This is a genomic window from Albidovulum inexpectatum, from assembly GCF_002927635.1.
Lineage (GTDB): Bacteria > Pseudomonadota > Alphaproteobacteria > Rhodobacterales > Rhodobacteraceae > Albidovulum > Albidovulum inexpectatum.
Map to the genome: position 1 here is coordinate 239,396 of NZ_PRDS01000002.1, position 23,295 is coordinate 262,690.

Annotated in this window: 20 protein-coding genes; 9 read left to right on the top strand and 11 right to left on the bottom strand. The window is 64.3% G+C overall.

The window, feature by feature from the left end; genetic code table 11:
* The first annotated feature begins 64 nt into the window (after nucleotides 1-64).
* The 7 genes from LV82_RS04460 to lexA all read left to right on the top strand — a co-directional run bounded on the left by LV82_RS04460 (nucleotide 65) and on the right by lexA (nucleotide 5,660).
* Complete coding sequence (locus LV82_RS04460) at nucleotides 65-667, top strand: anthranilate synthase component II (protein ID WP_104069514.1); 603 nt, start codon at nucleotides 65-67, stop codon at nucleotides 665-667.
* Nucleotides 664-1,683: an anthranilate phosphoribosyltransferase gene (gene trpD, locus LV82_RS04465; RefSeq protein ID WP_104069515.1), complete on the top strand. Its 1,020-nt coding sequence runs from the start codon at nucleotides 664-666 to the stop codon at nucleotides 1,681-1,683. Before LV82_RS04460 ends, trpD begins: the two co-directional genes overlap by 4 nt.
* Nucleotides 1,680-2,351: a uracil-DNA glycosylase gene (locus LV82_RS04470; RefSeq protein ID WP_104069516.1), complete on the top strand. Its 672-nt coding sequence runs from the start codon at nucleotides 1,680-1,682 to the stop codon at nucleotides 2,349-2,351. The genes trpD and LV82_RS04470 overlap by 4 nt, the downstream gene beginning before the upstream one ends.
* A gap of 56 nt (nucleotides 2,352-2,407) precedes the next feature.
* Entirely contained in the window at nucleotides 2,408-3,205 is a 798-nt protein-coding gene (trpC, locus tag LV82_RS04475) for an indole-3-glycerol phosphate synthase TrpC (protein WP_104069517.1), read from the top strand.
* Nucleotides 3,206-3,688, top strand: coding sequence for a cyclic pyranopterin monophosphate synthase MoaC (gene moaC, locus LV82_RS04480; protein WP_104069518.1), 483 nt, complete (start codon nucleotides 3,206-3,208; stop codon nucleotides 3,686-3,688).
* A 3-nt stretch (nucleotides 3,689-3,691) separates the two neighbouring features.
* A complete protein-coding gene (locus LV82_RS04485; RefSeq protein ID WP_104069519.1) occupies nucleotides 3,692-4,888 on the top strand; it encodes a molybdopterin molybdotransferase MoeA in 1,197 nt (398 codons plus the stop codon).
* Nucleotides 4,889-4,964: 76 nt separating this feature from the next.
* Nucleotides 4,965-5,660 carry a transcriptional repressor LexA gene (gene lexA, locus LV82_RS04490; protein WP_104069520.1) on the top strand — a complete coding sequence of 232 codons (696 nt, stop codon included), beginning with the start codon at nucleotides 4,965-4,967 and terminating at the stop codon, nucleotides 5,658-5,660.
* Here lexA and LV82_RS04495 read toward each other — a convergent pair.
* Nucleotides 5,654-7,717 carry a ComEC/Rec2 family competence protein gene (locus LV82_RS04495; RefSeq protein ID WP_245873066.1) on the bottom strand — a complete coding sequence of 688 codons (2,064 nt, stop codon included), beginning with the start codon at nucleotides 7,715-7,717 and terminating at the stop codon, nucleotides 5,654-5,656. The two genes, lexA and LV82_RS04495, sit on opposite strands and share 7 nt — an antisense overlap.
* Nucleotides 7,718-7,842: 125 nt before the next feature.
* Between LV82_RS04495 and gltX the strand changes: the two genes are divergently transcribed.
* Both gltX and gltA read left to right on the top strand, forming a co-directional pair.
* Nucleotides 7,843-9,270 carry a glutamate--tRNA ligase gene (gene gltX / locus LV82_RS04500; protein WP_245873067.1) on the top strand — a complete coding sequence of 476 codons (1,428 nt, stop codon included), beginning with the start codon at nucleotides 7,843-7,845 and terminating at the stop codon, nucleotides 9,268-9,270.
* Between the two features lie 79 nt (nucleotides 9,271-9,349).
* Entirely contained in the window at nucleotides 9,350-10,651 is a 1,302-nt protein-coding gene (gene gltA / locus LV82_RS04505) for a citrate synthase (RefSeq protein ID WP_104069521.1), read from the top strand.
* Nucleotides 10,652-10,707: 56 nt separating this feature from the next.
* Here the strand turns inward: gltA and LV82_RS04510 are convergent, their stop codons facing one another.
* From LV82_RS04510 to LV82_RS04555, 10 genes are all read right to left on the bottom strand, one after another.
* Nucleotides 10,708-12,639 (bottom strand): elongation factor G, encoded by a 1,932-nt coding sequence (locus tag LV82_RS04510; RefSeq protein WP_104069522.1) that lies wholly within the window; start codon nucleotides 12,637-12,639, stop codon nucleotides 10,708-10,710.
* A gap of 141 nt (nucleotides 12,640-12,780) precedes the next feature.
* Complete coding sequence (locus LV82_RS04515; RefSeq protein ID WP_104069523.1) at nucleotides 12,781-13,554, bottom strand: enoyl-CoA hydratase-related protein; 774 nt, start codon at nucleotides 13,552-13,554, stop codon at nucleotides 12,781-12,783.
* Nucleotides 13,555-13,630: 76 nt separating this feature from the next.
* Nucleotides 13,631-14,086, bottom strand: coding sequence for a cytochrome c-type biogenesis protein (locus tag LV82_RS04520; RefSeq protein WP_104069524.1), 456 nt, complete (start codon nucleotides 14,084-14,086; stop codon nucleotides 13,631-13,633).
* Between the two features lie 7 nt (nucleotides 14,087-14,093).
* Nucleotides 14,094-16,055, bottom strand: a complete 1,962-nt coding sequence (locus LV82_RS04525; RefSeq protein ID WP_104069774.1) for a heme lyase CcmF/NrfE family subunit — start codon at nucleotides 16,053-16,055, stop codon at nucleotides 14,094-14,096.
* Between the two features lie 100 nt (nucleotides 16,056-16,155).
* Nucleotides 16,156-16,641, bottom strand: coding sequence for a holin family protein (locus LV82_RS04530; protein ID WP_104069525.1), 486 nt, complete (start codon nucleotides 16,639-16,641; stop codon nucleotides 16,156-16,158).
* Nucleotides 16,632-17,243 (bottom strand): holin-associated N-acetylmuramidase, encoded by a 612-nt coding sequence (locus LV82_RS04535; protein WP_104069526.1) that lies wholly within the window; start codon nucleotides 17,241-17,243, stop codon nucleotides 16,632-16,634. Before LV82_RS04535 ends, LV82_RS04530 begins: the two co-directional genes overlap by 10 nt.
* A gap of 46 nt (nucleotides 17,244-17,289) precedes the next feature.
* Nucleotides 17,290-17,748 carry a cytochrome c maturation protein CcmE gene (gene ccmE, locus LV82_RS04540; protein ID WP_104069527.1) on the bottom strand — a complete coding sequence of 153 codons (459 nt, stop codon included), beginning with the start codon at nucleotides 17,746-17,748 and terminating at the stop codon, nucleotides 17,290-17,292.
* 7 nt (nucleotides 17,749-17,755) lie between these two features.
* Nucleotides 17,756-18,784 carry an N-acetyl-gamma-glutamyl-phosphate reductase gene (gene argC, locus LV82_RS04545; protein WP_104069528.1) on the bottom strand — a complete coding sequence of 343 codons (1,029 nt, stop codon included), beginning with the start codon at nucleotides 18,782-18,784 and terminating at the stop codon, nucleotides 17,756-17,758.
* Between the two features lie 51 nt (nucleotides 18,785-18,835).
* Complete coding sequence (murI, locus tag LV82_RS04550; RefSeq protein ID WP_104069776.1) at nucleotides 18,836-19,648, bottom strand: glutamate racemase; 813 nt, start codon at nucleotides 19,646-19,648, stop codon at nucleotides 18,836-18,838.
* Nucleotides 19,649-19,780: 132 nt separating this feature from the next.
* Nucleotides 19,781-23,194 carry an indolepyruvate ferredoxin oxidoreductase family protein gene (locus LV82_RS04555; RefSeq protein WP_104069529.1) on the bottom strand — a complete coding sequence of 1,138 codons (3,414 nt, stop codon included), beginning with the start codon at nucleotides 23,192-23,194 and terminating at the stop codon, nucleotides 19,781-19,783.
* Between the last annotated feature and the right edge of the window lie 101 nt (nucleotides 23,195-23,295).

Here is a 23,295-nt window from a genome sequence, read left to right on the forward strand (position 1 = left end):
GTATAACCCGAAGGGATGCCGCTATTCACCCCCGAATATGCGCCCGCAGGCCAAAGGTCCGCCTATGTTGCTTCTGATCGATAACTACGACAGCTTCACCTACAACCTGGTGCATTATTTTGGCGAATTGGGCGCCGAGGTCGTCGTCCGCCGGAACGATGCCCTGGATGTCCAGCAGGCCATGGCGATGAAGCCGCAGGCGATCGTGCTGTCCCCCGGCCCCTGCGACCCCGATCAGGCGGGCATCTGCCTTGCGCTGACACTGGCGGCGGCGGAAACGCGCACGCCGCTTCTGGGCGTCTGCCTGGGGCATCAGACGATCGGCCAGGCCTTCGGCGGCCGCGTTGTTCGGGCGGGCGAGATCGTGCATGGCAAGATGGGCACGATCCACCATGCCGGACAGGGCGTGTTCCGCGCCCTGCCCTCGCCGCTGCTGGCCACCCGCTATCATTCGCTGATCGTCGAACGCGAAACCCTGCCGGATTGCCTGGAAGTGACCGCATGGCTCGAGGATGGCACGATCATGGGCCTGCGCCATCGCGAGCTGCCGATCGAAGGCGTGCAGTTCCACCCCGAGTCGATCGCCTCGGAGCATGGACACGACATGCTGCGCAACTTCCTTGAAGAAGCGCAGATCCCCGTTCAGCCGCTGAAGGAATCCGCATGACTGCCCCCGACATCCGCCCGCTGATCGGAATTGCCGCAGACCGGCCGCTGACGCCTGCCGAAGCCGAAGCCGCCTTCGAGGCCCTTTTCGAGGGGGCCGCGACCCCGGCGCAGATGGGGGGCTTTCTGATGGCCCTGCGCACGCGCGGGGAAACCGTGGACGAGATCGCCGCCGCGGCAAAGGTGATGCGCGCCAAGTGCCGGGCGGTGCGCGCGCCTTCGGGTGCGATCGACATCGTCGGCACGGGCGGTGACGGCAAGGGCACGCTGAACATCTCGACCGCCACGGCCTTTGTCGTGGCCGGCGCGGGGGTGGTGGTGGCCAAGCATGGCAACCGCAACCTGTCGTCGAAATCGGGCGCGGCCGATGCGCTGACGCAGCTTGGCATCAATGTCATGGTCGGGCCGGAAACCGTCGAACGCGCGCTGGCCGAATGCGGCATTGCCTTCATGATGGCGCCCATGCATCACCCGGCCATTCGCCACGTCATGCCCGCACGGACAGAGCTGGGAACGCGGACGATCTTCAATCTTCTGGGTCCGCTGACGAACCCCGCCGGCGTCAGGCGCCAGCTGACGGGTGCCTTCTCGCGCGACTGGATCCGGCCGATGGCCGAGGTTCTGGCTGCCCTTGGGTCGGAACGCGCCTGGCTTGTCCATGGCGGCGATGGCACCGACGAGCTTGCGATCTCGGCCGTCAGCCATGTGGCCGAGCTGCGCGACGGCAAGGTGCATGAATTCGAAATCCACCCCGAGGAAGCGGGGCTTCCCGTTCATCCGTTCGATGCCATCCTTGGCGGAACACCGCAGGAGAACGCCGCCGCGTTGCGTGCGCTGATGGCCGGTGAAAAGGGAGCCTACCGCGATGCGGTCCTGCTGAACGCGGCGGCGGCGCTCTTGGTTGCGGGCAAGGCCGCGAACCTGCGCGAAGGCGTCGAGATGGCGGCCGAGAGCATCGACAGCGGGCGCGCGGCGGAAAAGGTTGCTGCGCTGGCCCGCGCGGTTCCGGCCGAATGAGCGCGGCCGCCGATCCCGCACCGCTTGCCGAAGTCCCGGCAGCATGGGCCGACCTTACATTCTTTCGGGATGACTGGCCCGCAATCGCGGCGCATATCGCGGCCGAAGATCGCCCCGTCTATCCGCCCGCGCCCCGGATCTTTGCCGCGCTGCAGGCTTGTGCCCCCAGGGACGTTCGCGTGGTGATCCTGGGACAGGACCCCTATCACAGCCCCGGCAAGGCCGACGGGCTGGCCTTTTCGATCGCACCGGACTTTCGGGGGCCATTGGGCAGTCTTGGCAACATCTTTCGCGAGCTGCGAGACGATCTGGGCGTCGAGAGAACCCGGCAGGATCTTTCGGATTGGGCCGAACAGGGCGTGTTGCTGCTGAATACCGCGCTGAGCGTTCCGGCAGGTCAGCCCAAGGGGCACGCACGCATCGGCTGGGACCGGCTGGTGGCGCAGGTGCTTGCACGGCTGGACGATACGCCGCGCGCCTTCCTTCTGTGGGGCGGACCCGCACAAAGTATTGCCGCGCGCCATCTGAAGAACCCGGACCATCTGAAGGTGATGAGCGCGCATCCCTCGCCCCTGTCCGCGCATCGCGGGTTCTTTGGCTCGCGCCCCTTCAGCCGCGTCAACGAATGGCTGATTGCACATGGCCAGGCGCCAATACGATGGGCATAGCCACCCTGCCGATGTCGGGGCTTTTCGCGCAAGCTTGCCAAGGGTAGAACGACGACATGCACATTCTGGACAAGATCAAGAGCTACAAGCTGGAAGAGATCGCGCAGGCCAAGCGCGCGCGCCCGCAATCCGGCATCGAGGCAGAGGCGCGCGCTGCTGCCCCCGTGCGCGGCTTTGACGCCGCCCTGGAGCGGGCCGAGTCCAGGGGATATGGCCTGATCGCGGAAATCAAGAAAGCTTCGCCCTCCAAGGGCCTGATACGAGAGGATTTCGATCCACCCGCGCTGGCGCGCGCCTATGAAGAGGGCGGCGCGGCCTGCCTTTCGGTCCTGACGGATGCGCCTTCGTTTCAGGGAGCGCCGGAATACCTGATCGCGGCACGCGCGGCGGTTTCGCTGCCCGTTCTGCGCAAGGACTTTCTGTATGACACCTATCAGGTCGCCGAGGCCCGGTCATGGGGTGCCGATTGCATCCTCGTCATCATGGCAAGCGTCGATGATGCGCTGGCTGCCGAGCTGGTCGATGCCGCGCATCACTGGGGCATGGATGCCCTGATCGAGGTGCATGACGAGGCCGAGATGGAACGCGCCCTGCGATTGGATTCCCGCCTGATCGGCGTAAACAACCGAAATCTCAAGACCTTCGAGGTCAGCCTTGACGTAACGCGGCGACTGGCGCCGATGGTTCCGTCCGATCGTCGACTGGTCTGCGAAAGTGGGCTGTTCACGCCGTCCGATCTGGCGCAGATGGCCCGCTGCGGCGCGCGGTCCTTCCTTGTCGGCGAAAGCCTGATGCGACAGCCTGACGTCGCGGCCGCGACCCGTGCGCTGCTGGCCAATCCGGTGGAGGCATAGATGACCCTGACCCATTTCGACGCCGAAGGCCATGCGCATATGGTCGATGTCTCGGACAAGGCCGTCACCGATCGCATCGCGGTTGCGGAATCGTTCGTGCGGATGCGGCCCGAGACGCTGGCATTGGTAACCGAGGGACGCGCCCGGAAAGGGGACGTTCTGGGGGTGGCGCGGATTGCCGGGATCATGGCGGCCAAGAAAACCTCGGACCTGATCCCGCTATGCCACCCGCTTCCCATCACCAAGGTGTCCATCGATCTGGTGCCGGATGAACGACTGCCCGGCGTGCGCATCACCGCAACCGTCCGCACGACCGGGCAGACCGGGGTCGAGATGGAGGCGCTGACAGCGGCCTCGGTCTGCGCCCTGACGGTTTACGACATGCTGAAGGCGGCAGAAAAATCTATGGATATCGGGGGCTTGCGGGTTGTTTTGAAAGATGGCGGCAAGTCCGGTCGCTACGAGGCCAGCTCGGAGGGTTGACCCATGATCCCGGTTGAAGTCGCCCTCGAGCGCGTTCTGGAACTGTGCGAACCGCTGGCGACCGAGATGATTGACCTGCGCGAAGCCGCGGGAAGGGTTCTTGCCGAACCAGCCACCGCGCGCCGCGCCCAGCCGCCCTTCGCGGCCTCGGCGATGGATGGCTACGCCATTCGCGACGCGGATCACCGTCCCGGGTGCAAGTTGAAGGTGATCGGCACATCGGCCGCCGGCCGCGGCTATTCGGGAGCCGTTTCCTTGGGAGAGGCCGTTCGCATCTTCACCGGCGCGCCCGTGCCCGAAGGTGCCGAACGCGTCGTGCTGCAAGAAGACGTTGAGCGCGACGGCGACACGATCACGCTGGGTAACTCGCTGGAAGAGGCCCGCCATGTCCGCCCCGCGGGACAGGATTTTGAAGATGGCTTCCGTTTTCATCCGCGTCGCCGGCTGTCCCCGGCGGATCTGGCCCTGATCGCGGCCATGAACGTGCCTCGCGTCACGGTCCATCACAGGGCTGATGTGGCCATCCTGTCGACCGGCGATGAACTTGTCATGCCCGGAGAAACGCCGGGGCCCGACCAGATCATCGCGTCGAATGGCTTTGCCCTGGCCGCGATCGCCGAAGAGGAAGGCGCGACCGCAAGAATCCTGCCAATCGCGCGAGATGATGAGGAATCGTTGCGTTACGCTCTGGATCTGGCACGCGATGCCGACCTGATCGTCACGATCGGCGGCGCGTCGGTCGGCGATCACGACCTTGTCGCCAAGGTTGCTGGGTCGGCGGGGGCCGAACAATCGTTCCACAAGGTGGCGATGCGCCCCGGCAAGCCCCTGATGGCCGGACGCCTGGGCCGGTCGATCATGCTTGGTCTGCCGGGGAATCCTGTTTCGTCAATCGTTTGCGGCCATATCTTCTTGCGGCCGATGTTGCGCGCCCTGCACGGATTGCCCAAGGCACCGCTTCCGACGCGGCGTGGCCGGCTGGGCACGGATGTCGCCGCCAACGGACCGCGAACGCATTTCATGCGCGCGCGCCTGTCCGATGCAGACGGCCAGACCGTGGTGACGCCATTCGACCGGCAGGGCAGCGCGCTCTTGACCGTGATGGCCGATGCCGATGCGCTGCTGATCCGTCCGGCACAGGACGGTCCGCGCGAGCGTGGCGAAGAGGTTCGGTTTATCCCCTTGAAAACGCTGGAGTGACGCCGCCAGGGCCGTTGACACAAAGCACGAACACGCATAGAACATTCCTTGAACCATTGGGCGAAGAGGATATGGAATGCTGACGCGCAAACAGCTGGAGCTTCTTGAATTCATACATGCGCGGCTGGCGCAGGATGGCGTTCCTCCCTCGTTCGACGAGATGAAGGACGCGCTGAACCTGCGCTCGAAATCGGGCATTCACCGCCTGATCACCGCGCTGGAGGAACGCGGCTTCATCCGCAGGCTTGCCCATCGCGCCCGCGCCATCGAGATTGTCCGCCTGCCGGAATCGCTGGAAAAGGGCGACAAGTCCGGTTTTGCGCCTCGGCTCGTCAAGGGGGACCGTCCGCCTGCGCGACCGCGCGAGGCCATGGACATATCCGTGGACGCGCTGGAGATCCCGCTGATGGGGCGTATCGCGGCCGGCGTGCCGATCGAGGCCATCTCGGAAGTGTCGCGCCATGTTGCGGTGCCCGGCTCGCTGCTTTCGGGCAGCGGTCAGCATTACGCGCTGGAGGTCCGGGGCGATTCAATGATCGAAGCCGGCATCAATGACGGCGACATCGTGATCATCCGCGAACAGGGCACCGCCGACAATGGCGATATCGTCGTTGCCCTTGTCGAAGGCCACGAAGCAACGCTGAAGCGCTTCCGCCGCAAGGGCGGCATGATCGCGCTGGAGGCCGCGAACCCCGCCTACGAGACGCGCGTCCTGCCCGAAGACAGGGTCAAGGTGCAAGGCAAACTGGTCGGACTGATCCGAAGCTACTGACGCCCGGCCTTGTCTGCATACGAGGTCCAGGGTCGATGACCCGCGATTGCGTTCGCCGCGACGATCTCGACGCCGTGGTGCGAGGGATGCAGGGCAAGGCTACCGGTTCGCCGCAACATCGACCGGTCGATCAACAGGCAGTTCGCGGGCGTGGATTCGTTCCAATCGGCCGCAAGAACGATGATGGCGCCATCGATGCAGTTTGGGCCGACGCGATCCTTTGTCCCCTTTCCGCCCAGGTGAACGATTGCCCGCCCCATGATCTGGGCGCGCCGCTCTCCCTTGAATCCATCGAAGCCCGCCCTTTCCGCGGCCTGGGCCTGATCGGCCAGATCACCGTCGTTCTGCAGCCAGTTCTGCGCGGCAAACCCTGCGCCGCGCGCGCGTGACAGCACCCTTCCCTCGGGGCCCATGACGCCGACCAGCGCGGCATCGGGTGCGACCAGAATGACCGGCCGTTCGGCGATGGCCCATGACGCAAAGCCGAACGCAATTCCCAGAGCCGCGGCAATGCGCAGGATGTGGGCCTGCGTCAGCACCAGGGAAAGCGCGCTTGCGGCAAGCAGCGGAAGAACGAAATCGGGCGGCGCCATGACCGGGCGAACGGCTCCGTCCAGCCCCGCGACCCAATCGGCAATGACGAGGATGAGAGCGGTTCCCTGCCCCATGACCCAAAGCGCTGGCTCGGCCAGTCCCACAGGTGCAAGCACCGCCGCAATCACGCCCGCCGGCATGACGATTGCCCCCATCAGCGGCACTGCGAGAATGTTCGCCAACAGGCCGTATTCCGCCAGCCGATTGAATTGCGCGGCCGAGATCGGAGCAGTCGCAAGACCGGCCGCCAGGGACGACAGCGCCAGCAATGCCACCGGCCTGACCAATCCGGGAACGCGATCTCGCAACCTCAGCCAGGCCTGATAGGTCACGATCAGCGCGACCGTGGCGGCAAAGCTCATCTGAAAGCCCGGTCCCAGCAGCGACTCGGGTTCGAGGGTCAGTATGATCAAGGCTGCAAGGGCAACCGAGTTCAACGACACGGCGCGCCGATCAGCCAGAACGGCAAGAAGCATCACCGCGACCATGACGAAGGCCCGCCGGGTTGCGACACTTGGCCCGGCCAGCATCAGGTAGAATGCCCCTGCGGCAAGTGCGACGATGGCCGCCGCTTTCCTCGTCTCGATGCGCAGCGCAAGGGCGGGCAGCAAAGCCATTCCGTATCGGCAGGCGGCAAAGACGAACCCCGTCAGCAATCCCATGTGCAGCCCCGAGATTGCGATCAGGTGCGACAGGTTCGCGGCGCGCAAGACCGAAATGCTGTGTCGGTCAAGCCCGGACCGATCGCCACTCAGCAGCGCCGCGGCCAATGCGCCCGGCTGCCCGGATATGCGCGCGCGGATCGATTGGGCAATCCAGTGACGCAGGCGCCCTGGCCATTGCGCCGCACCTTCGGGTCTTGCCAAGGCCAGAACCGGCGTGCGGGTGTATCCCACCGCACCGAGCGATTGGAACCATGCAAGTCGGCGGAAGTCGAACCCTCCGGGCTCGACGGGGCCGTTCGGCGGGGAAAGATGCGCCGTCAGGATGACGACCATCCCGGGTTCGGGGCGCAAGTGCGGCTGATCGCCATGCAAGGTTACCCGCACGCGATGCGGAGTTTCCCTGCGATCGAGCCCCTGAAGAACGACATCCCCAAGGGTCAGCCGCAGCAGATCTGTGCTCGACCGGCCGATATCGACGATCCTGCCTTCGACCGGCCCGTAATAGCGGTGCGGCAGGACGGGTGCCGCGACCAGGTTGGCCCGAAGATCGGCCAGCAGAACGCCCGCCCCGATCAGAGCAAGCCACAAGGCAGGCGCCTGTATCGTCCAGGGCCCGAAAAGACCGATGGTGCCTCCGATCAGGACGGTGGCGGCCATCAGGATTATTTCTGCCAAACCGGGTTCCCGGGGCAAGCTGAAATACGCACCGATTCCACAACCGATCAGAACCGGCGCCCACAGCACGATCCGTGCCCGCGCCGCGCCAAGCGCATCGATCAGCCCGTGGCGAAGGCGCACCTTGTTTCCTACCCCGGCTTTGCCTAATGACGTTGCAAAGCGTGAAGCCACAAGGTTTCCGAAAGGTTAACGCCAAATCGAACAGGCTGGCGCCCCGCGCCAACCGGATGCGAAAGGTTCGTTCCATGACAGACACCACCCAGATGCAAGCCTCCGACCGCCCTGTCGTGACGCGCTTTGCCCCCTCGCCCACTGGTTATCTGCATATCGGGGGCGCGCGCACTGCCCTGTTCAACTGGCTCTACGCGCGCGGCCGTGGCGGGAAATTCCTGCTGCGGATCGAAGATACCGACCGCGAGCGTTCGACGCCCGAGGCGACCGATGCCATTCTCAAGGGGTTGAAATGGCTGGGGCTGGACTGGGACGGCGAGCCGATCAGCCAGTTCGCCCGGGCCGAGCGCCACGCCGAAGTGGCGCGTCGGATGCTGGAAACCGGGCATGCCTACAAGTGCTTTTCGACACCCGATGAAATCGCGGCATTTCGCGACCAGGCCAAGGCAGAGGGTCGCTCGACCATGTTCCTCAGCCCCTGGCGTGACGCGGACCCCGCGACCCATCCCGATGCGCCCTATGTCATTCGGCTGAAGGCGCCGCGCGATGGCGAAACCGTGGTCCGGGACGCCGTTCAGGGTGACGTGACCTTTCGCAACGATCAGCTTGATGACATGGTGCTGCTGCGTTCCGACGGAACCCCGACCTACATGCTTGCCGTCGTGGTGGACGATCACGACATGGGGGTGACCCATGTCATCCGCGGCGACGACCACCTGAACAACGCCGCGCGCCAGATGCAGATCTATCACGCCATGGGCTGGGAGGTCCCGGTCTTTGCCCATATCCCGCTGATCCACGGCCCCGATGGCAAGAAACTGTCAAAGCGTCACGGCGCGGTCGGTCTGGAACAGTATCAGGCCATGGGATACCCGGCTGCGGGTATGCGCAACTACCTGGCCCGCCTGGGCTGGAGCCATGGCGATGACGAATTCTTCACGGACGCCCAAGCCATGGCCTGGTTCGATCTGGACGGGATCGGCCGTGCGCCCGCGCGGCTGGACTTCAAGAAGCTGGAACATATCTGTGGCCTGCACATCGCCGCAATGGACGACGATGCGCTGATGGCCGAGCTGGAGGCCTTCATGAAGGCCTCCGGACGGCCCGAACTGACAGACAAGCAGAAACAGCGGCTTTCGCGCGCGCTGTATTGCGTGAAGGACCGGGCCAAGACCTTTCCGGACCTTCTGGACAAGGCGCATTTCGCCCTGATCGATCGTCCGGTCGAACCCGACGAAAAGGCAGCAAAGATCCTGGATTCAGTATCCCGTGGTATACTGAATCAATTGACGCCGCAGCTGCAAAATGCTAGCTGGGATCGGGACAAGCTGGAAGCCGTGGTGGCCGAAGTGGCCGAGGCAAACGGAATCGGATTGGGCAAGATCGCGGGTCCGTTGCGCGCGGCCCTTGCTGGCCGGACGGTCAGCCCCAGCGTCTTCGACATGATGCTCGTGCTTGGGCGTGACGAAACGCTCGCCCGGCTGAAGGATGCGACGGCCTGATGAACAGCGCCACGCTGGTTCTCGCCGCGTGGGAAATGCCCGGCACGTCCGCGCCGGGTCCGAACAATAGGGAGCCGAGATGGACAAGGTAAACAAGACAGCCACCCTCAGCGTGAACGGAAAGACGATCGAGCTTCCCGTTCTGCAGCCCACCGTGGGCCCCGACGCCATCGACATCCGAAAGCTGTATTCGGAAGCCGGCGTCTTTACCTACGATCCGGGCTTTACCTCGACCGCCTCTTGCGACAGCGCCATCACCTATATTGATGGCGACAAGGGCGAATTGCTGTATCGCGGCTACCCGATCGAGCAGCTGGCCGAAAAGTCGCACTATCTTGAGGTCTGCTACCTGCTTCTGTACGGCGAACTGCCCACGCCGGAACAGCTGGCCGATTTCGAGGAGCGGATCACGCGGCATACGATGGTGCATGAACAGATGCACTATTTCTTCCGCGGCTTCCGGCGCGACAGCCACCCGATGGCCACGATGGTCGGCGTGGTCGGCGCCATGTCGGCCTTCTATCACGATTCGACCGACATTTCGGACCCCTGGCAGCGCGAGGTGGCGGCGATCCGCATGATCGCCAAGGTGCCTACGATCGCGGCGATGGCCTACAAGTATTCGATCGGCCAGCCTTTCATCTATCCGCGCAACGACCTCGATTACGCGGCCAACTTCCTGCACATGTGCTTTGCCGTGCCGTGCGAGCCCTACATCGTTCGCCCCGAACTGGCGCGCGCGATGGATCGCATCATGATGCTGCATGCCGATCACGAGCAGAACGCATCGACCTCGACCGTTCGGCTTGCCGGTTCTTCGGGGGCAAACCCGTTTGCCTGTATCGCGGCCGGCATCGCCTGCCTGTGGGGGCCCGCGCATGGCGGCGCCAACCAGGCCTGCCTCGAGATGCTGCGTGAAATCGGCTCGGTTGACCGCATCCCCGAATACATCAAGCGCGCCAAGGACAAGAACGACCCGTTCCGCCTGATGGGTTTCGGGCACCGGGTGTACAAGAACTTCGACCCGCGCGCGAAGGTGATGAAGGAATCGGCCGACGAGGTGCTGGACCTCTTGGGCATCAAGAACAACCCGACGCTTCAGGTCGCCAAGGAGCTGGAGCGCATCGCGCTGCAGGACGACTACTTCATCGAGAAGAAGCTGTACCCGAACGTCGATTTCTATTCGGGCATCATCCTCGAGGCGATGGGCTTCCCCACGTCGATGTTCACGCCGATCTTTGCCGTCAGCCGCACGGTGGGCTGGATCTCGCAGTGGAAGGAGATGCTGACCGATCCGACACAGAAGATCGGCCGTCCGCGCCAGCTGTATATCGGCCATACGCGGCGCGACTATGTCGATCTGGAGCAGCGCGGATCGTGATGATCTTGCCGACGGCCGCCCGATGGGCGGCCGTTTCGCTTTCGGGAAACCGCAAGTCAGGCCGAGGCTTTCGCCCGCTCTTTCGCGATCCTCTCGGCCTCCTTGCCGTGAATTTCCTCGTAGTGATCGAATTCCGATTGATGCCAGGCCGTTCCCTGGGTGGCTGAACCAAGCGCCATGACCAGATCCTCTTCGGCCGAAGCGGGCAGCAAGCCCCGGAACAGGTCCCAGCCACGATGGGCGGGATGGGGCTCGAACCCCAGGACCTGCCCTTTCAGCGAGGAAATCAGCGACACCATCGCCCCCGAATGCACCGAGGGGACATGAATCGTGACGCGATTGATCGGCTGCAGCAGGACCGGCCCTGCCTTGGCCAGCGCCTCGCGCAGACCCATGCGCGCGGCGGTGCGGAATGCGTGGTCGGAACTGTCCACGGCGTGGTGCTTGCCATCCGTCAGGGTGACGACGATATCGGTGACGGGAAAACCGAGCGGTCCCTGGCCTAGCGCGTCGCGGAAGCCTTCCTCGACGGCCGGGATATAGTTTCTTGGCACCGCGCCGCCCTTGACCGTTTCGGAAAACTCGAATCCCGATCCGCGGGAATTTGGCCGCAAGGTAAAGGCGATATCGGCGAATTGACCCGCACCGCCGGTCTGCTTGCGATGGCGATAATGATGTTCGACCGATTGCGATGCGGTTTCCAGATACCGGGGTGCGGGCGCTTCGGTCGCAACGGACAGGCCCATTTCCTCGGCAAGAATGGCAAGCACCTCGCGTTCGTGGATGGGGCCCTGGAACCGGACCACCGGATGCCCCGAGCCGGTATCCTGCTCGACGCTCAGCATCGGATCGATCTCGGCCAGTCGCTGGAGCGCGGCCGACAATCGCGTCTCGTCGCGCTCATTCTCGGGGCGGATGATCCGAGCCAGGGACGGAGGGCAGCTCCGCGCCCAATCCGGCGCGGGCGCTGCGCTATCGGGGCTTGGCACGCTTCCCGCCGAAAGGTGGTCGGACTTGACCGCCAGCCCCAGCGCGCCCGGCGGGATCCGATCGGCCCCTGCCTTTCCACCCGGACCGATCAGGCCGCCAATTCCGGCCCCCGCCAGCTTGTCGCCCACATGCAGCGTTGCGCCAAGGCTGCGCAGCAACACGCATTTTCCCAGATGCTTGCGCATCTGTCCGTGAAAGGCGACAGCCACGGCCCGGTCGTTGCCCAGGCGGTCCCTGAGCACCTCCACCTCGGGGACCTCATGGCGCAAGGCCTTCATAAGGCGCAGCACGCCATTGCGATGACTGGCGGCCCCAAGGAAGGCCGGCACGATCTGTCGCTCCTGCGTTTCGCGCCGAACGATGTGGAACAAGGCGTCCGAGCCGGGTTCGTGATCTTCGATCAGCTCCTCCAGCAGCGCGTCGTCGTAATCCGACATCTGTTCCATCAACTCGGCGCGGGCTTCGTTCTCGCGTTCGGCTGCGTCGCGCGGCATCTCGATCAGTTGCGATGGCCCGCCCTCGCGATAGCGCCACGCCCGTTCCGAGATCAGATCGATTGCCCCGACGATTCGACCATCTTCGCGGATCGGGATCTGGCGCAGGACGATCGGATGCGAGGAATAGCCCTGAAGGGCTGCAACGACATCGCGGACCCGGCTCCGCGCGGCATCCATCTTGTTGATGAACAGAAAGCACGGGACGCTGGCGGACTCGACCGCGCGCAACCATGGCGCGGCCAGAACGGCGGATTCCGTCTCGGGTGTCACACACAATACGGCCGCATCGGCAGCCATGAGCGCCGCGCCGGCCATCCGAGCGTCCTCTGGACCGCCGTGAAGATCGATCGCCCCCCATTCCTGGCCCATGAAGGCAAAGCGCGTGATCTTAAGCCTGCCCAGGTCTTCGGTTTCCGGCTGGGCGCCCTCCAGCGTTGACAAGGCGTGAACCAGTTCCGTCTTGCCCGACTGGCTGGGCCCCATGAACACGATACAGCGCATCGCCACCCCCCCTTTGCGGCGGATCGGGGCGCGCGCCGGAACCGGCCCCGCGCCGCTCGAGGCCCACGCGATGCGGCGGCACCCAGGGCATTCAGTGTGGGCGCACGGGCAGATTCGGGTCAAGCCCGGCGAGGCGCGGGCTCAGCAGCCCTTGAAAACGGGGGGGCGCTTTTCAAGGAAAGCCTGGATGCCCTCGCGGAAATCGGCATCGCCGCCGCATTCACCTTGCAGACGCGCCTCAAGCGCTAGCTGTGCCTCAAGATCGTTCGCGGCTGCGGCCCGCATGGCCGCGCGCAGGCGACGATAGGCGCGGCTGGGCCCCTGGGCCAGGTGCATCGCGCGCGCCTGCCATGTTTTCTCGAACGCCTCATCCGCGACGCATTCCCAGATCATTCCCCAGGACGCCGCCTGTCGCGCGGTGATCTTCTCGGCGAAGAGCGCGGCCCCCATGGCTCGGGCAAGGCCCACAAGGCGCGGCAGGAACCAGGTCCCACCCGCATCGGGTATCAGGCCGATACGCGTGAATGCCTGGACGAAACTGGCACTTTCTGCGGCAATGACGACGTCACAGGCCAATGCAAGATTTGCACCCGCTCCGGCCGCGACGCCGTTCACCGCTGCGATCACCGGCACGGGGCAATCGACGATCGCGCGCAGCATGGGTTCGTATTCCTCGGCCAGAACGCGCTCCAGCCCCTTTTGCAAGGCCGAGCCGTCGGACAGGTCCTGTCCCGAGCAAAAGCCCCGTCCGGCGCCGGTCAGAACCACCACGCGCGCATCCCCCAGTCCTTCGGTCAGGATATGGGTGATCTCGGCCCGCATTCGCGCATTCAGGGCGTTCATCACCTCGGGCCGGTTCAGCGTGACGATCGCGATGCCTTCTCGAAGCTCATGCGTGACAGTCTGCAAATCCATGGAATCCTCCCGCGTTTCACGGGGCAGATTAACCGGCGCCTGGGTTCGGGAAAGCGAAACCCTGCGTCACCCGCGCCTAGTCGCCAAGGATCTCTCGCAGGCGGGCTTCCTCTTCGGCGCTAAGCGGTTGAGCGGTTTCCTCGCGACCGTTGCGGCGCCGCCGCAGATACAACCCCGCCCCCGCCAGCGCGGCCAGAAACATGGCCGGCCCTGCAATCCACAGGATCAGGTTTTCGCCCCGAGCCGTCGGCTGCAGCAGAACATATTCGCCGTACCGATCCACAAGATAGGCGATTACCTCTTCGTCGCTGTCGCCTGCCTTAAGCCTCTCGCGGACCAGAATTCGCAGGTCCCGCGCCAGATCCGCATTCGATTCGTCGATATTCTCATTGCGGCAGACAAGGCAGCGCAGCCCCTTGGACAATTCCCGGGCGCGCGCCTCCAGAACCGGATCGTCCAGCACCTCGTCGGGCTGAACGGCCGCGGCGGGAAGGGCCACAAGGATCATCAGGGCAACAAGGGCCGCGCGCATGGGAATCCTACTCTGCCGGTTGCGGGATGGCGGCCGCGCCCCGCCGCGCGCCTGCCGCCACGCGATAGCGTCTGTCTGACAGGCTGGCCAGCCCCCCAAGCGCCATCATGATCGCACCCGCCCAGATCCAGTTGGCGAAGGGCTTGATGTAAGTGCGGACCGCCCAGCCCCCGGAATCCTGCGGGTCGCCGATGACCAGATAGATGTCGCGCCACACCCCATTGGCGATGGCGGCTTCTGTCGTGGGCATGCCGGCGACCGGATATACACGCTTTTCGGGGTGCAGCACGGCGATCTCGCGACCATCCCGTGCGACATGGAATGTGGCCATGGTCGAAATGTAGTTCGGGCCCTGAACGCGCTCGACCCGGTCCAGGGTGATGTCATAGCCCGCAACGTTGAACGTTTCGCCTTCGCGCACCACGCGGATATCCTCGACATCCCACGCGGTAAGGCAAGCGATGCCGATGAAGGTGACGCCAAGTCCTGCATGGGCGATCGCCCTGCCCCAGTCGGCGCGCGGCAGGCGCGCAAGTCGCGCCCGGACATGTCCCGCCCGAAGCCAGATATCGCTGGCCGCCCCCGCGATCAGCCACACACCCAGGCCTACGCCAATCGGGCCCAGCGCCGAACGTCCGGTTCCCATTGCATAGGCCAGCAAGGCGAAGGCCACCGCGACGACAGCCGCGCCGCGCAGGTGACGCAAGGTGCGCCCGATCCGCGCCCGTTTCCAAGGCAGCATGGCCCCGATGGGCAGAATGATCGCCAGGATGATCATGAAGGGCGTGAATGCCTGGTTGAAGAACGGTGCCCCGACCGACAGCTTTCGCGAGAAGGCAAGCTCGGCCACCAGCGGCCAGATTGTTCCGACAAACACCACAAAAGCTGATACGGCCAGAAGGACGTTGTTCAGGACCAAAGCCGATTCTCGGCTGACGAAACCGAACACGCCCTTTGCCTGCATCGCAGACGCGCGCGCGGCGTAAAGCGTCAGTGCGCCGCCAACAAAGAAGGCAAGTATGCCCAGAATGAACACGCCGCGTTCGGGGTCATTGGCAAAGGCATGGACCGAAGTGATGACGCCCGATCGCACGATGAACGTCCCGATCAGCGAGAATCCGAAGGCAAGGATCGCCAGCAGGATCGTCCAGCTCTTCAGCGCCTCTCGCTTTTCCACGACGATGGCCGAATGAAGCAGCGCCGCGGCGATCAGCCATGGCATGAAGCTGGCATTCTCGACCGGGTCCCAGAACCAGAACCCGCCCCAGCCGAGTTCGTAGTAGGCCCACCACGACCCCAGCGCGATGCCGACGGTCAGGAACATCCAGGCCGCAAGCGTCCACGGACGCACCCACCGCGCCCAGGCTGCGTCGACGCGTCCTTCGATCAGCGCCGCGACGGCAAAGGAGAAGGCCACCGAAAGCCCGACATAGCCGAGGTAGAGGAACGGCGGATGGAAGGCCAGCCCAGGATCCTGCAGCAATGGGTTCAGGTCCTGCCCGTCAAAGGGTGGCTCGGCAAGGCGCAGGAAGGGGTTCGACGTGAAGATGATGAAGGCCAGGAAGGCAACGCCGATCAGTCCCTGCACGCCCAGCACCCGGGCCTTCAGGCGATCCGGCAGATTGCGGCCAAACCAATGGGTCGAAGCGCCGAACAGCGCAAGGATCAGAACCCAGAGCAGCATCGAGCCTTCGTGGTTCCCCCATACGCCCGATACCTTGTAAAGCATCGGCTTGGCGGTATGCGAGTTCAGCACGACCAGGCGCAGCGAGAAATCCGACGTGACAAAGGCATGGGTCAGCGCGGCGAATGACACCGCCAGCGCAAGGACCTGTGCCGTCGCGGCCGGGCCGCCGACGGCCATCCAGTCGCGCCAGTCCTTGTGTGCACCGATCATGGGGATCGTCGCCTGAACGGCGGCGATCATCAGCGCCAGAATGAGTGTGAAATGACCAAGCTCTGCAATCATGCCGCGGATCATAGAGATCCGGAGAGCCCGCGCCAATGGGCTGCGATGCGATGTCGCAGAACTTTGTTCCCGCTGCCGATATCCCGCTGCCGCCGCAGGGTCAGCCGCCGCGGCGGCGCCATTCCTCCAGAGCGGGATTACCCGTCTTTTGCGCCGCTTTGGCCCCGGACGGCCGCCCCGCGGCGACCGCGCCACGCAAGCGCAGATAGTGAGCCTCGCGCGCGCCAAAGTAGAAGCCGACGATCGCCGCCAGCAGCCACCACAGCGGTTCGGGCACCAGGGACAGGCCGACCATGCGGCGGGAAAATCCCTCGGGGTCGATCATCGCGTGAACGAACAACGCAATCGTCCCGAAGGCCAGCAACGGCCGAGGCAGACGATTCATCCCATTCACGAACCTGTCGAACGCGCCATCGCCGGCCCAACCGAATTCCGCGCCAAGTTGACCAAGCGCTGCGATATAGGCGGCATGGGCGTTCTCCATCTGCCGCGTCGCGTTCGGGGTAAAGACTTCGGCCACACCCGTCGCGGCCCGACCGATGGCCTCGGCACCGCCCCCCGAGATCAAGCGCGATATCAGCCCCATTTGGCAGTCCTCTCACGATGCTCGGCGTCGCTCAGATGAAAGCGGGGCGAGATGAACTCTTCCGCCCGCCGGATCCAGCCCCCTTTCCCGCCATCCCGCCGCCGCGCAAACTTGCGGCTTGCAGGTCGCGCATCAGCCAGCGCGTAATAGTAGTTGCGCCGCGCGATTCCATAGGCATCCGCGACCAGCACCGGATCATCGGCACAGGCGCGCCATGCCGCACCCGCCGTCAGCGGGCCGATCACGCCGTCAACGACCAGATCGAAACCCATCTCATTCAGAAGACCCTGCAGAAGCCGAACCGCGGTCGAGCCGGAATTGACATACATGTCAAAGACGGACGGCTGCAGGATGGGCGGAAGCATGTCGATCCGCGGCTTGCGAAAATACTGATCGATCAGGATGCGCTCGGCCTGATCGCGGCTCAGCTCCCTCACGTCATTCGCTGTCACGCGCCCGTCGCCGTCCAGATCCAGCCCCAAGCGCCGCATCGTGTGAATCGTGATGCCATATTTCGTTGCGCCCCCCGGATCGGCGGGGTCATTCACGTAACCGCCCTCGCGGGCGATGATGGATCGCGCAATGTCCTGAACGCTGTGCATCTGGCCTTCCCCCGAAAAGTTGCGGGGGAAGGCTGCAGAAAAATGGTTAATTCGTCGCTGGACCAGCGTTCGGATCCACATAGACGCCCTGCTCCTTCAGGGCGTCTATGACCTCCTTGGGCATGTATGTTTCGTCATGCTTGGCCAGGATCTCGGTCGCGACGAAGGTTCCATCGACCAGGCGGCCGGTCGCCACCACGCCCTCGCCCTCTCCGAACAGGTCCGGCAGAACGCCTTCATAGCGCACGGGGATCGCCGCCCCGCCATCGGTCACGCGAAACGTGATCTCGGCGCCCTGACCGCGGACCAGGCTGCCCTCTTCCACCAATCCGCCGATGCGAAAGGTCTCGTTCGGTCCCGGCGGGCTTTCGACGACCTCGCTGGGCGCGCGAAAATATTGCAGGGCATCCGGTGCCGCCAGATAGAAGGCCGCAAAGCTGGCCCCCATCGCCAGAAAGGCCAGAACGATGATCTGGATACGGCGCTGTTTCTTCAATCCCTTCATTCGGCCCTCATGGGAATACGGGGGACAGCATCAGCCCGGATGTCTCGGGCAGGCCCAGCATCAGGTTGGCATTCTGCACCGCCTGACCTGATGATCCCTTGTTCAGATTGTCCAGCGCCGCGACGACCATCGCCCGGCCCGGCTTGCGGTCGCCAACGACGCCGATATCGCAGAAATTCGACCCGAGCACGCCACCGGTCCCCGGTGCCTTGCCAAAGGGAAGAACGCGAATGAAGGGCTCATCCGCGTAACGCTCGGCCAGTGCCGAATGGATGGCATGCGCGTCGCCCTTGACATAGCACGACGCAAGGATGCCGCGCGACATCGGCACCAGATGTGGCGTGAAGATGATCTCGACCTTGCGGCCCGCGATCGCGCTGAATTCCTGGTCGAACTCACCCAGATGACGATGCTTGCCCCCCTGTGAATAGCCCAGGACGTCGCTCGCGCGCTCGGTGAACAGCATCGCCTCCTTGGCCGCACGCCCCGCGCCCGAAATTCCGTTCTTCAGATCACATATGATGTCATCCAGATCGATCAGCCGTCGCTCGATCAGCGGGCGCAGGGCGTACTGCACCGTCGCGGCATTGCAGCCCGTGCCCGCGACCAGCCGCGCTGTCCGAATCTGGTCGCGATAAAACTCGGTCAGGCCATAGACGGCCTCTTTCTGCAACTCGGGCGCGGCATGGGGCGCCCCATACCATTTCTCGTAGGCCGCGGGATCGCGCAGGCGAAAATCGGCCCCAAGGTCCACGACCTTCACATGGCGCGGCAAGTCGCGCACCAGGGCCTGGCTCAACCCATGTGGCAGGGCGACAAAGCACAATTCGATCTTGTCAAAATCGATCTCGTCAATCGTGCACAGGCGCGGCAGGTCCAGATGCCGAAGATGCGGATAGACATCGGACATCTCTTGCCCGGCCTTGCGGTCGGCGGACAACGCCGCGATCCGCAGCTGCGGATGGGTTGCAATGATACGGATCAGTTCCGCGCCGGTATAGCCAGAGGCGCCAAGAATCGCGATCGAATGTGTCATCGGGTCTTTCCGATCTGGTAATTGTCTATCTGCACGAGCGTGCCGGAAAAGTCAGGCGGCCTCGAACGTGATCTTTCGTCGCAGGAACTGCGTCGCCTTGGCCGAAACCCTTTCAGGATCACCCGTCGTCAGGAACCGTGCCCGTGTTCCCGATCCGACGAATTCGGGTCTGCGCTTCAGGTAATCCTTCAGGCTCTCGGCCACCAGATTGGCCTGCGAGAAAACCTTGACCTCTGGCCCCAACGCCTCCTGAAAGGCCTTTTCCATCAGCGGGTAATGCGTGCAGCCAAGGACGGCGGCCTCGGGCTTCGGCATCCGCCGCTTGAGCGCCTCGACATGACTGCGTACCAGCGCCTCGGCCAGCAGTTCGTCACCATCCTCGATCGCATCGACAAGTCCTCCGCATGGCTGCGCCTCGACATCGACGCCAATCGCGCGAAAGGCCAGCTCACGCTGGAAGGCACGGCTGGCAACCGTCGCGGGGGTCGCAAACAGCGCCACATGCTTGATCGCGACCTCACGCGGGGGCGAATTGTCCCCCCACTGACGTTCCGTCAGGGCCTCGATCAGCGGTACGAACACGCCAAGGACACGCTTGTCCTTCGGCACCCAGGTTTCCTGCATCCGGCGCAGCGCGACAGCGGCTGCCGTGTTGCACGCCAGGACAACAAGGTCGCAGCCTTCATCCCAAAGACGCTCCACCCCTTTGCAGGTCAGGCGAAAGATGTCTTCGGCATCGCGCACGCCATAAGGCGCATGGGCATTGTCGCCGTAATAGACAAAGGCCACGTCGGGAATTGCCTTGGCCACGGCGTCGTAAACCGTCAGACCGCCAAGACCCGAATCGAACACTCCGACCGCCATCGCGCCCTCCACATGGTCCGGGGCACAGCCCCTGCCGCCCCCGAAAGGTAATGCGACCCAACGACATGGACCGCACCGATGGCCCTGTCATAAAGACCTTCGGCGCGGAAATCCATCGCCTGAATACAGGGCTTACTCGGCGGCAATTCGCCTCGGAGCGCCGCCCGAGCGGATCGTCGCCAAAAGCTCTTGTCGGCGTTTCTCGGCCTCACGCATGGCCTTTTCCTTCACCGGCCCGAACCCGCGGATCTCAAGCGGCAGACGCGCCAATGCCAAGGCCGGTTCCAGCGTTTCCGGCGTGACCAGTGGAAAGATCTCACGCATGTCCTTTTCATATTGGCGGATCAGCGCGCGCTCCCTGCGCCGCTCTGCGCCATAGCCGAACGGATCAAGCGGCGTGCCGCGCAACCTGTGCATCCGCGCCAGAACCCGGAAAACTGGCAAAATCCAGGGACCGAATTCGCGCTTTTTCGGCCGACCATCCGGCCCCGGCCGCGACAGAAGCGGCGGCGCCAGATGGAATGTCAGCCCGAAATCGCCCTCGAATTCCTCGCGCGCCAGATCGGCGGTCTTCAGGTGAAGCCGGGCCACCTCGTATTCGTCCTTGTAGGACAAGAGCTTGTGGTACCCCAACGCGACGGCCTCGCGCATGTCGGCGGGGGCTGCATCCACCAACTTGCGATAGCGGCGCGCAAGCCGGCGCCCCTGATACTCGGTCAGATGGCGCATGCGCGCGTCGATGCGCTCCTCCAGCGTCGCGGGCTGTTCGGGTTCCGCGTGGATGTGCCGCGCGGCCTCCTCGGGATGCAGGATCGCCCAGCGCCCGATCTCGAAGGCGCGCAGGTTGCCCTCGACCGCGGCGCCATTCAGCTCGATCGCCTGCCGGATCGCTTCGCGTGGCACCGGCAAAAGCCCCATCTGCCACGCAGCCCCCAGCAGCAGCATGTTCGAAAAGATCGCATCGCCCAGCAGCCTGCGGGCAAGCTCGGTCGCATCGAACAAGTGCAGCCTGTCGCGAAGCCGCGCTTCAAGAGACAACTTCAAGGCACTGACAGGAAGCCGGAATTCACGGTTCCTTGTGAACTCGCCGGTGATGATCTCGTGACTGTTGACGACTGCGCCCGTGCGCCCGGTCTTCATCAACCCCAGATCGCGCGCGCCCGCCGTGACCACCAGATCGCCACCGATCACGCAATCGGCCTCGCCCACGGACACCCGGATTGCATTGATGTCTTCAGGCCGCCTTGCCAGACGCAGATGGATGTTCACCGCACCACCCTTCTGGGCAAGCCCGGCCATCTCCATCATCCCCGCCCCCAGACCGGCGATCTGCGCGGCCTGCGCCAGCACCGCGCCGATCGTCACGACGCCGGTTCCGCCAACGCCGGTGACCAGAACGTTCCAAGTACCCTCGATCCTGGGCAGGTCGGGCTCGGGCAGCTCGGGCAAGGACAGTTCCGCCGCCTCTTCCTTTCGGATGCTGGCCCTGGAAAGCGTCACGAAGGATGGACAAAATCCGTCAAGGCAGGAAAAATCCTTGTTGCACGATGATTGATCGATTGCCCTCTTGCGGCCGAACTCGGTTTCGACCGGCACGATCGAGACACAGTTGGACTGAATCCCGCAATCGCCGCACCCCTCGCAGATGTCGGTATTGATGAAGACCCGCCGGTCGGGATCCGGGAAAGTGCCCCGCTTGCGCCGCCTGCGCTTTTCCGCCGCGCATGTCTGCACATAAATTATGACGGAAACACCCTTGATTTCACGAAACTTCTTCTGAACCTCCATCAGCTCGTGGCGCTCATGATGGGTGACACCGGCGGGGAATTTCGATCGGTCGATGTCTTCCTTGTCGTCATAGACCAGGGCGACATGCTGCACCCCCATCGCCAGAACCTCGCGCGCGATCCGATCCGGCGTCAGGCCACCCTCATTGGGTTGGCCGCCTGTCATGGCCACGGCGTCGTTGAAAAGGATCTTGTAGGTGATGTTGGTCCCCGCCGCGAGCGCCGCGCGGATCGCAAGTATGCCCGAATGATTGTAGGTTCCGTCGCCAAGGTTTTGAAAGACATGCTGGCGGGTGGAAAATGGCGCTTCGCCGACCCAGTTCACGCCCTCGCCGCCCATCTGGGTAAAGCCGACCGTGTTGCGGTCCATCCACTGCACCATGTAGTGGCAGCCGATCCCCGCATAGGCGCGGCTGCCTTCGGGCAGCTTGGTCGAGGTGTTGTGGGGGCAGCCCGAACAGAAATAGGGAAGCCGGGTCGCCAGATCGGGCGCGTTGTCGGCACGGCGCGCCTCGCGTACGGCTTCAAGCCCCGCGCGTATCCGTTCGGTGCCGCGGCCTTCCTCGATCAGGATCTCGCCCAGTTTTTCCGCGATCCATGCCGGATCCAGGGCATAGCGGGTGGGGAACAGCTCCTCGCGATGCATCGCGCCCGCGCCGCCCTTGTACCAGCCATAGACCCGCCGACCGCGGCGATCGTCAAAGATCGCCTCCTTGATCTGCACCTCGATCAGCTTGCGCTTTTCCTCGACCACCACGATCAGATCCAGACCTTCGGCCCAGTCGTGAAAGCCCTTCATGTCCAGAGGCCAGGTCTGGCCGACCTTGTAGGTCGTGATCCCCAGCCGCTCTGCCTCCTCGGCGGTCAGGCCCAGCAGTTCCAGCGCGTGGCACAGGTCGAGCCAGCTCTTGCCGGCAGCCACGAAACCGATCTTCGCACCCGGCTTGCCCCAGACCCGGCGGTCGATCCGGTTGGCATGGGCGAAGGCCTCGGCCGCATAGCGCTTGTAGTCGATCATGCGGGCTTCCTGCGCCACCGGCGTATCACCCAACCGTATGTTCAGCCCACCTTCCGGCATGTCGAATTCGGGGCGCACGAAGTTCATGCGGAACGGATCCCCGTCGACAACCGCCGTGGCCTCGACGGTATCCTTCATGGTCTTCAGCCCCACCCAGACACCCGCAAAACGCGACAGGGCCCAGCCATACAGGCCATAATCCAGAATCTCCTGCACGCCGGCCGGAGACAGCACGGGCATGTAGGCGTCCACCATGGCCCAATCGGACTGATGCAGCGTTGTCGAGCTTTCGCCAGTATGGTCGTCCCCCATCGCCATGATCACGCCCCCATTGGGCGAGGTTCCGGCCATGTTCGCATGCCGCATCACATCGCCCGATCGGTCCACTCCCGGCCCCTTGCCGTACCACAGGGCAAAGACCCCGTCATACTTGCCCTCGCCGCGCAATTCGGCCTGCTGGGTCCCCCAGCAGGCGGTCGCGGCCAGATCCTCGTTCAGACCGGGTTGAAAGACGATGTCGTTCGCGCGCAACAGCTTGTCGGCGCGCATCATGTTCAGATCGACCCCCCCAAGCGGCGATCCCCGGTACCCCGTGACATAGCCCGCCGTATTCAGACCCGCGCGGCGGTCGCGCTCTTTCTGCATCAGAACCAGACGCACCAGCGCCTGCGTGCCGTTCAGCAAGACCGGCGACCTGGTCAGATCGAACCGGTCCTTCAAGGTGATTTGTGGCTTGCTCATATCGCCCTCCCCGCTGCATGAGCTCGGGGGCATTATAGGTCAAAATTGCTGACCCACAAAGCGTCATGTTCGGGCCCGGTCAGCGGCTCACGAATTGTTTT

What these genes read in the sequence shown, in the direction of transcription:
- LV82_RS04460 (WP_104069514.1), top strand. Translation starts at nt 65, where the DNA reads ATGTTGCTTCTGATCGATAACTACGACAGCTTCACCTACAACCTGGTG.
- trpD (WP_104069515.1), top strand. Translation starts at nt 664, where the DNA reads ATGACTGCCCCCGACATCCGCCCGCTGATCGGAATTGCCGCAGACCGG.
- LV82_RS04470 (WP_104069516.1), top strand. Translation starts at nt 1,680, where the DNA reads ATGAGCGCGGCCGCCGATCCCGCACCGCTTGCCGAAGTCCCGGCAGCA.
- trpC (WP_104069517.1), top strand. Translation starts at nt 2,408, where the DNA reads ATGCACATTCTGGACAAGATCAAGAGCTACAAGCTGGAAGAGATCGCG.
- moaC (WP_104069518.1), top strand. Translation starts at nt 3,206, where the DNA reads ATGACCCTGACCCATTTCGACGCCGAAGGCCATGCGCATATGGTCGAT.
- LV82_RS04485 (WP_104069519.1), top strand. Translation starts at nt 3,692, where the DNA reads ATGATCCCGGTTGAAGTCGCCCTCGAGCGCGTTCTGGAACTGTGCGAA.
- lexA (WP_104069520.1), top strand. Translation starts at nt 4,965, where the DNA reads ATGCTGACGCGCAAACAGCTGGAGCTTCTTGAATTCATACATGCGCGG.
- gltX (WP_245873067.1), top strand. Translation starts at nt 7,843, where the DNA reads ATGACAGACACCACCCAGATGCAAGCCTCCGACCGCCCTGTCGTGACG.
- gltA (WP_104069521.1), top strand. Translation starts at nt 9,350, where the DNA reads ATGGACAAGGTAAACAAGACAGCCACCCTCAGCGTGAACGGAAAGACG.
- LV82_RS04510 (WP_104069522.1), bottom strand. Translation starts at nt 12,639, where the DNA reads ATGCGCTGTATCGTGTTCATGGGGCCCAGCCAGTCGGGCAAGACGGAA.
- LV82_RS04515 (WP_104069523.1), bottom strand. Translation starts at nt 13,554, where the DNA reads ATGGATTTGCAGACTGTCACGCATGAGCTTCGAGAAGGCATCGCGATC.
- LV82_RS04520 (WP_104069524.1), bottom strand. Translation starts at nt 14,086, where the DNA reads ATGCGCGCGGCCCTTGTTGCCCTGATGATCCTTGTGGCCCTTCCCGCC.
- LV82_RS04525 (WP_104069774.1), bottom strand. Translation starts at nt 16,055, where the DNA reads ATGATTGCAGAGCTTGGTCATTTCACACTCATTCTGGCGCTGATGATC.
- LV82_RS04530 (WP_104069525.1), bottom strand. Translation starts at nt 16,641, where the DNA reads ATGGGGCTGATATCGCGCTTGATCTCGGGGGGCGGTGCCGAGGCCATC.
- LV82_RS04535 (WP_104069526.1), bottom strand. Translation starts at nt 17,243, where the DNA reads ATGCACAGCGTTCAGGACATTGCGCGATCCATCATCGCCCGCGAGGGC.
- ccmE (WP_104069527.1), bottom strand. Translation starts at nt 17,748, where the DNA reads ATGAAGGGATTGAAGAAACAGCGCCGTATCCAGATCATCGTTCTGGCC.
- argC (WP_104069528.1), bottom strand. Translation starts at nt 18,784, where the DNA reads ATGACACATTCGATCGCGATTCTTGGCGCCTCTGGCTATACCGGCGCG.
- murI (WP_104069776.1), bottom strand. Translation starts at nt 19,648, where the DNA reads ATGGCGGTCGGAGTGTTCGATTCGGGTCTTGGCGGTCTGACGGTTTAC.
- LV82_RS04555 (WP_104069529.1), bottom strand. Translation starts at nt 23,194, where the DNA reads ATGAGCAAGCCACAAATCACCTTGAAGGACCGGTTCGATCTGACCAGG.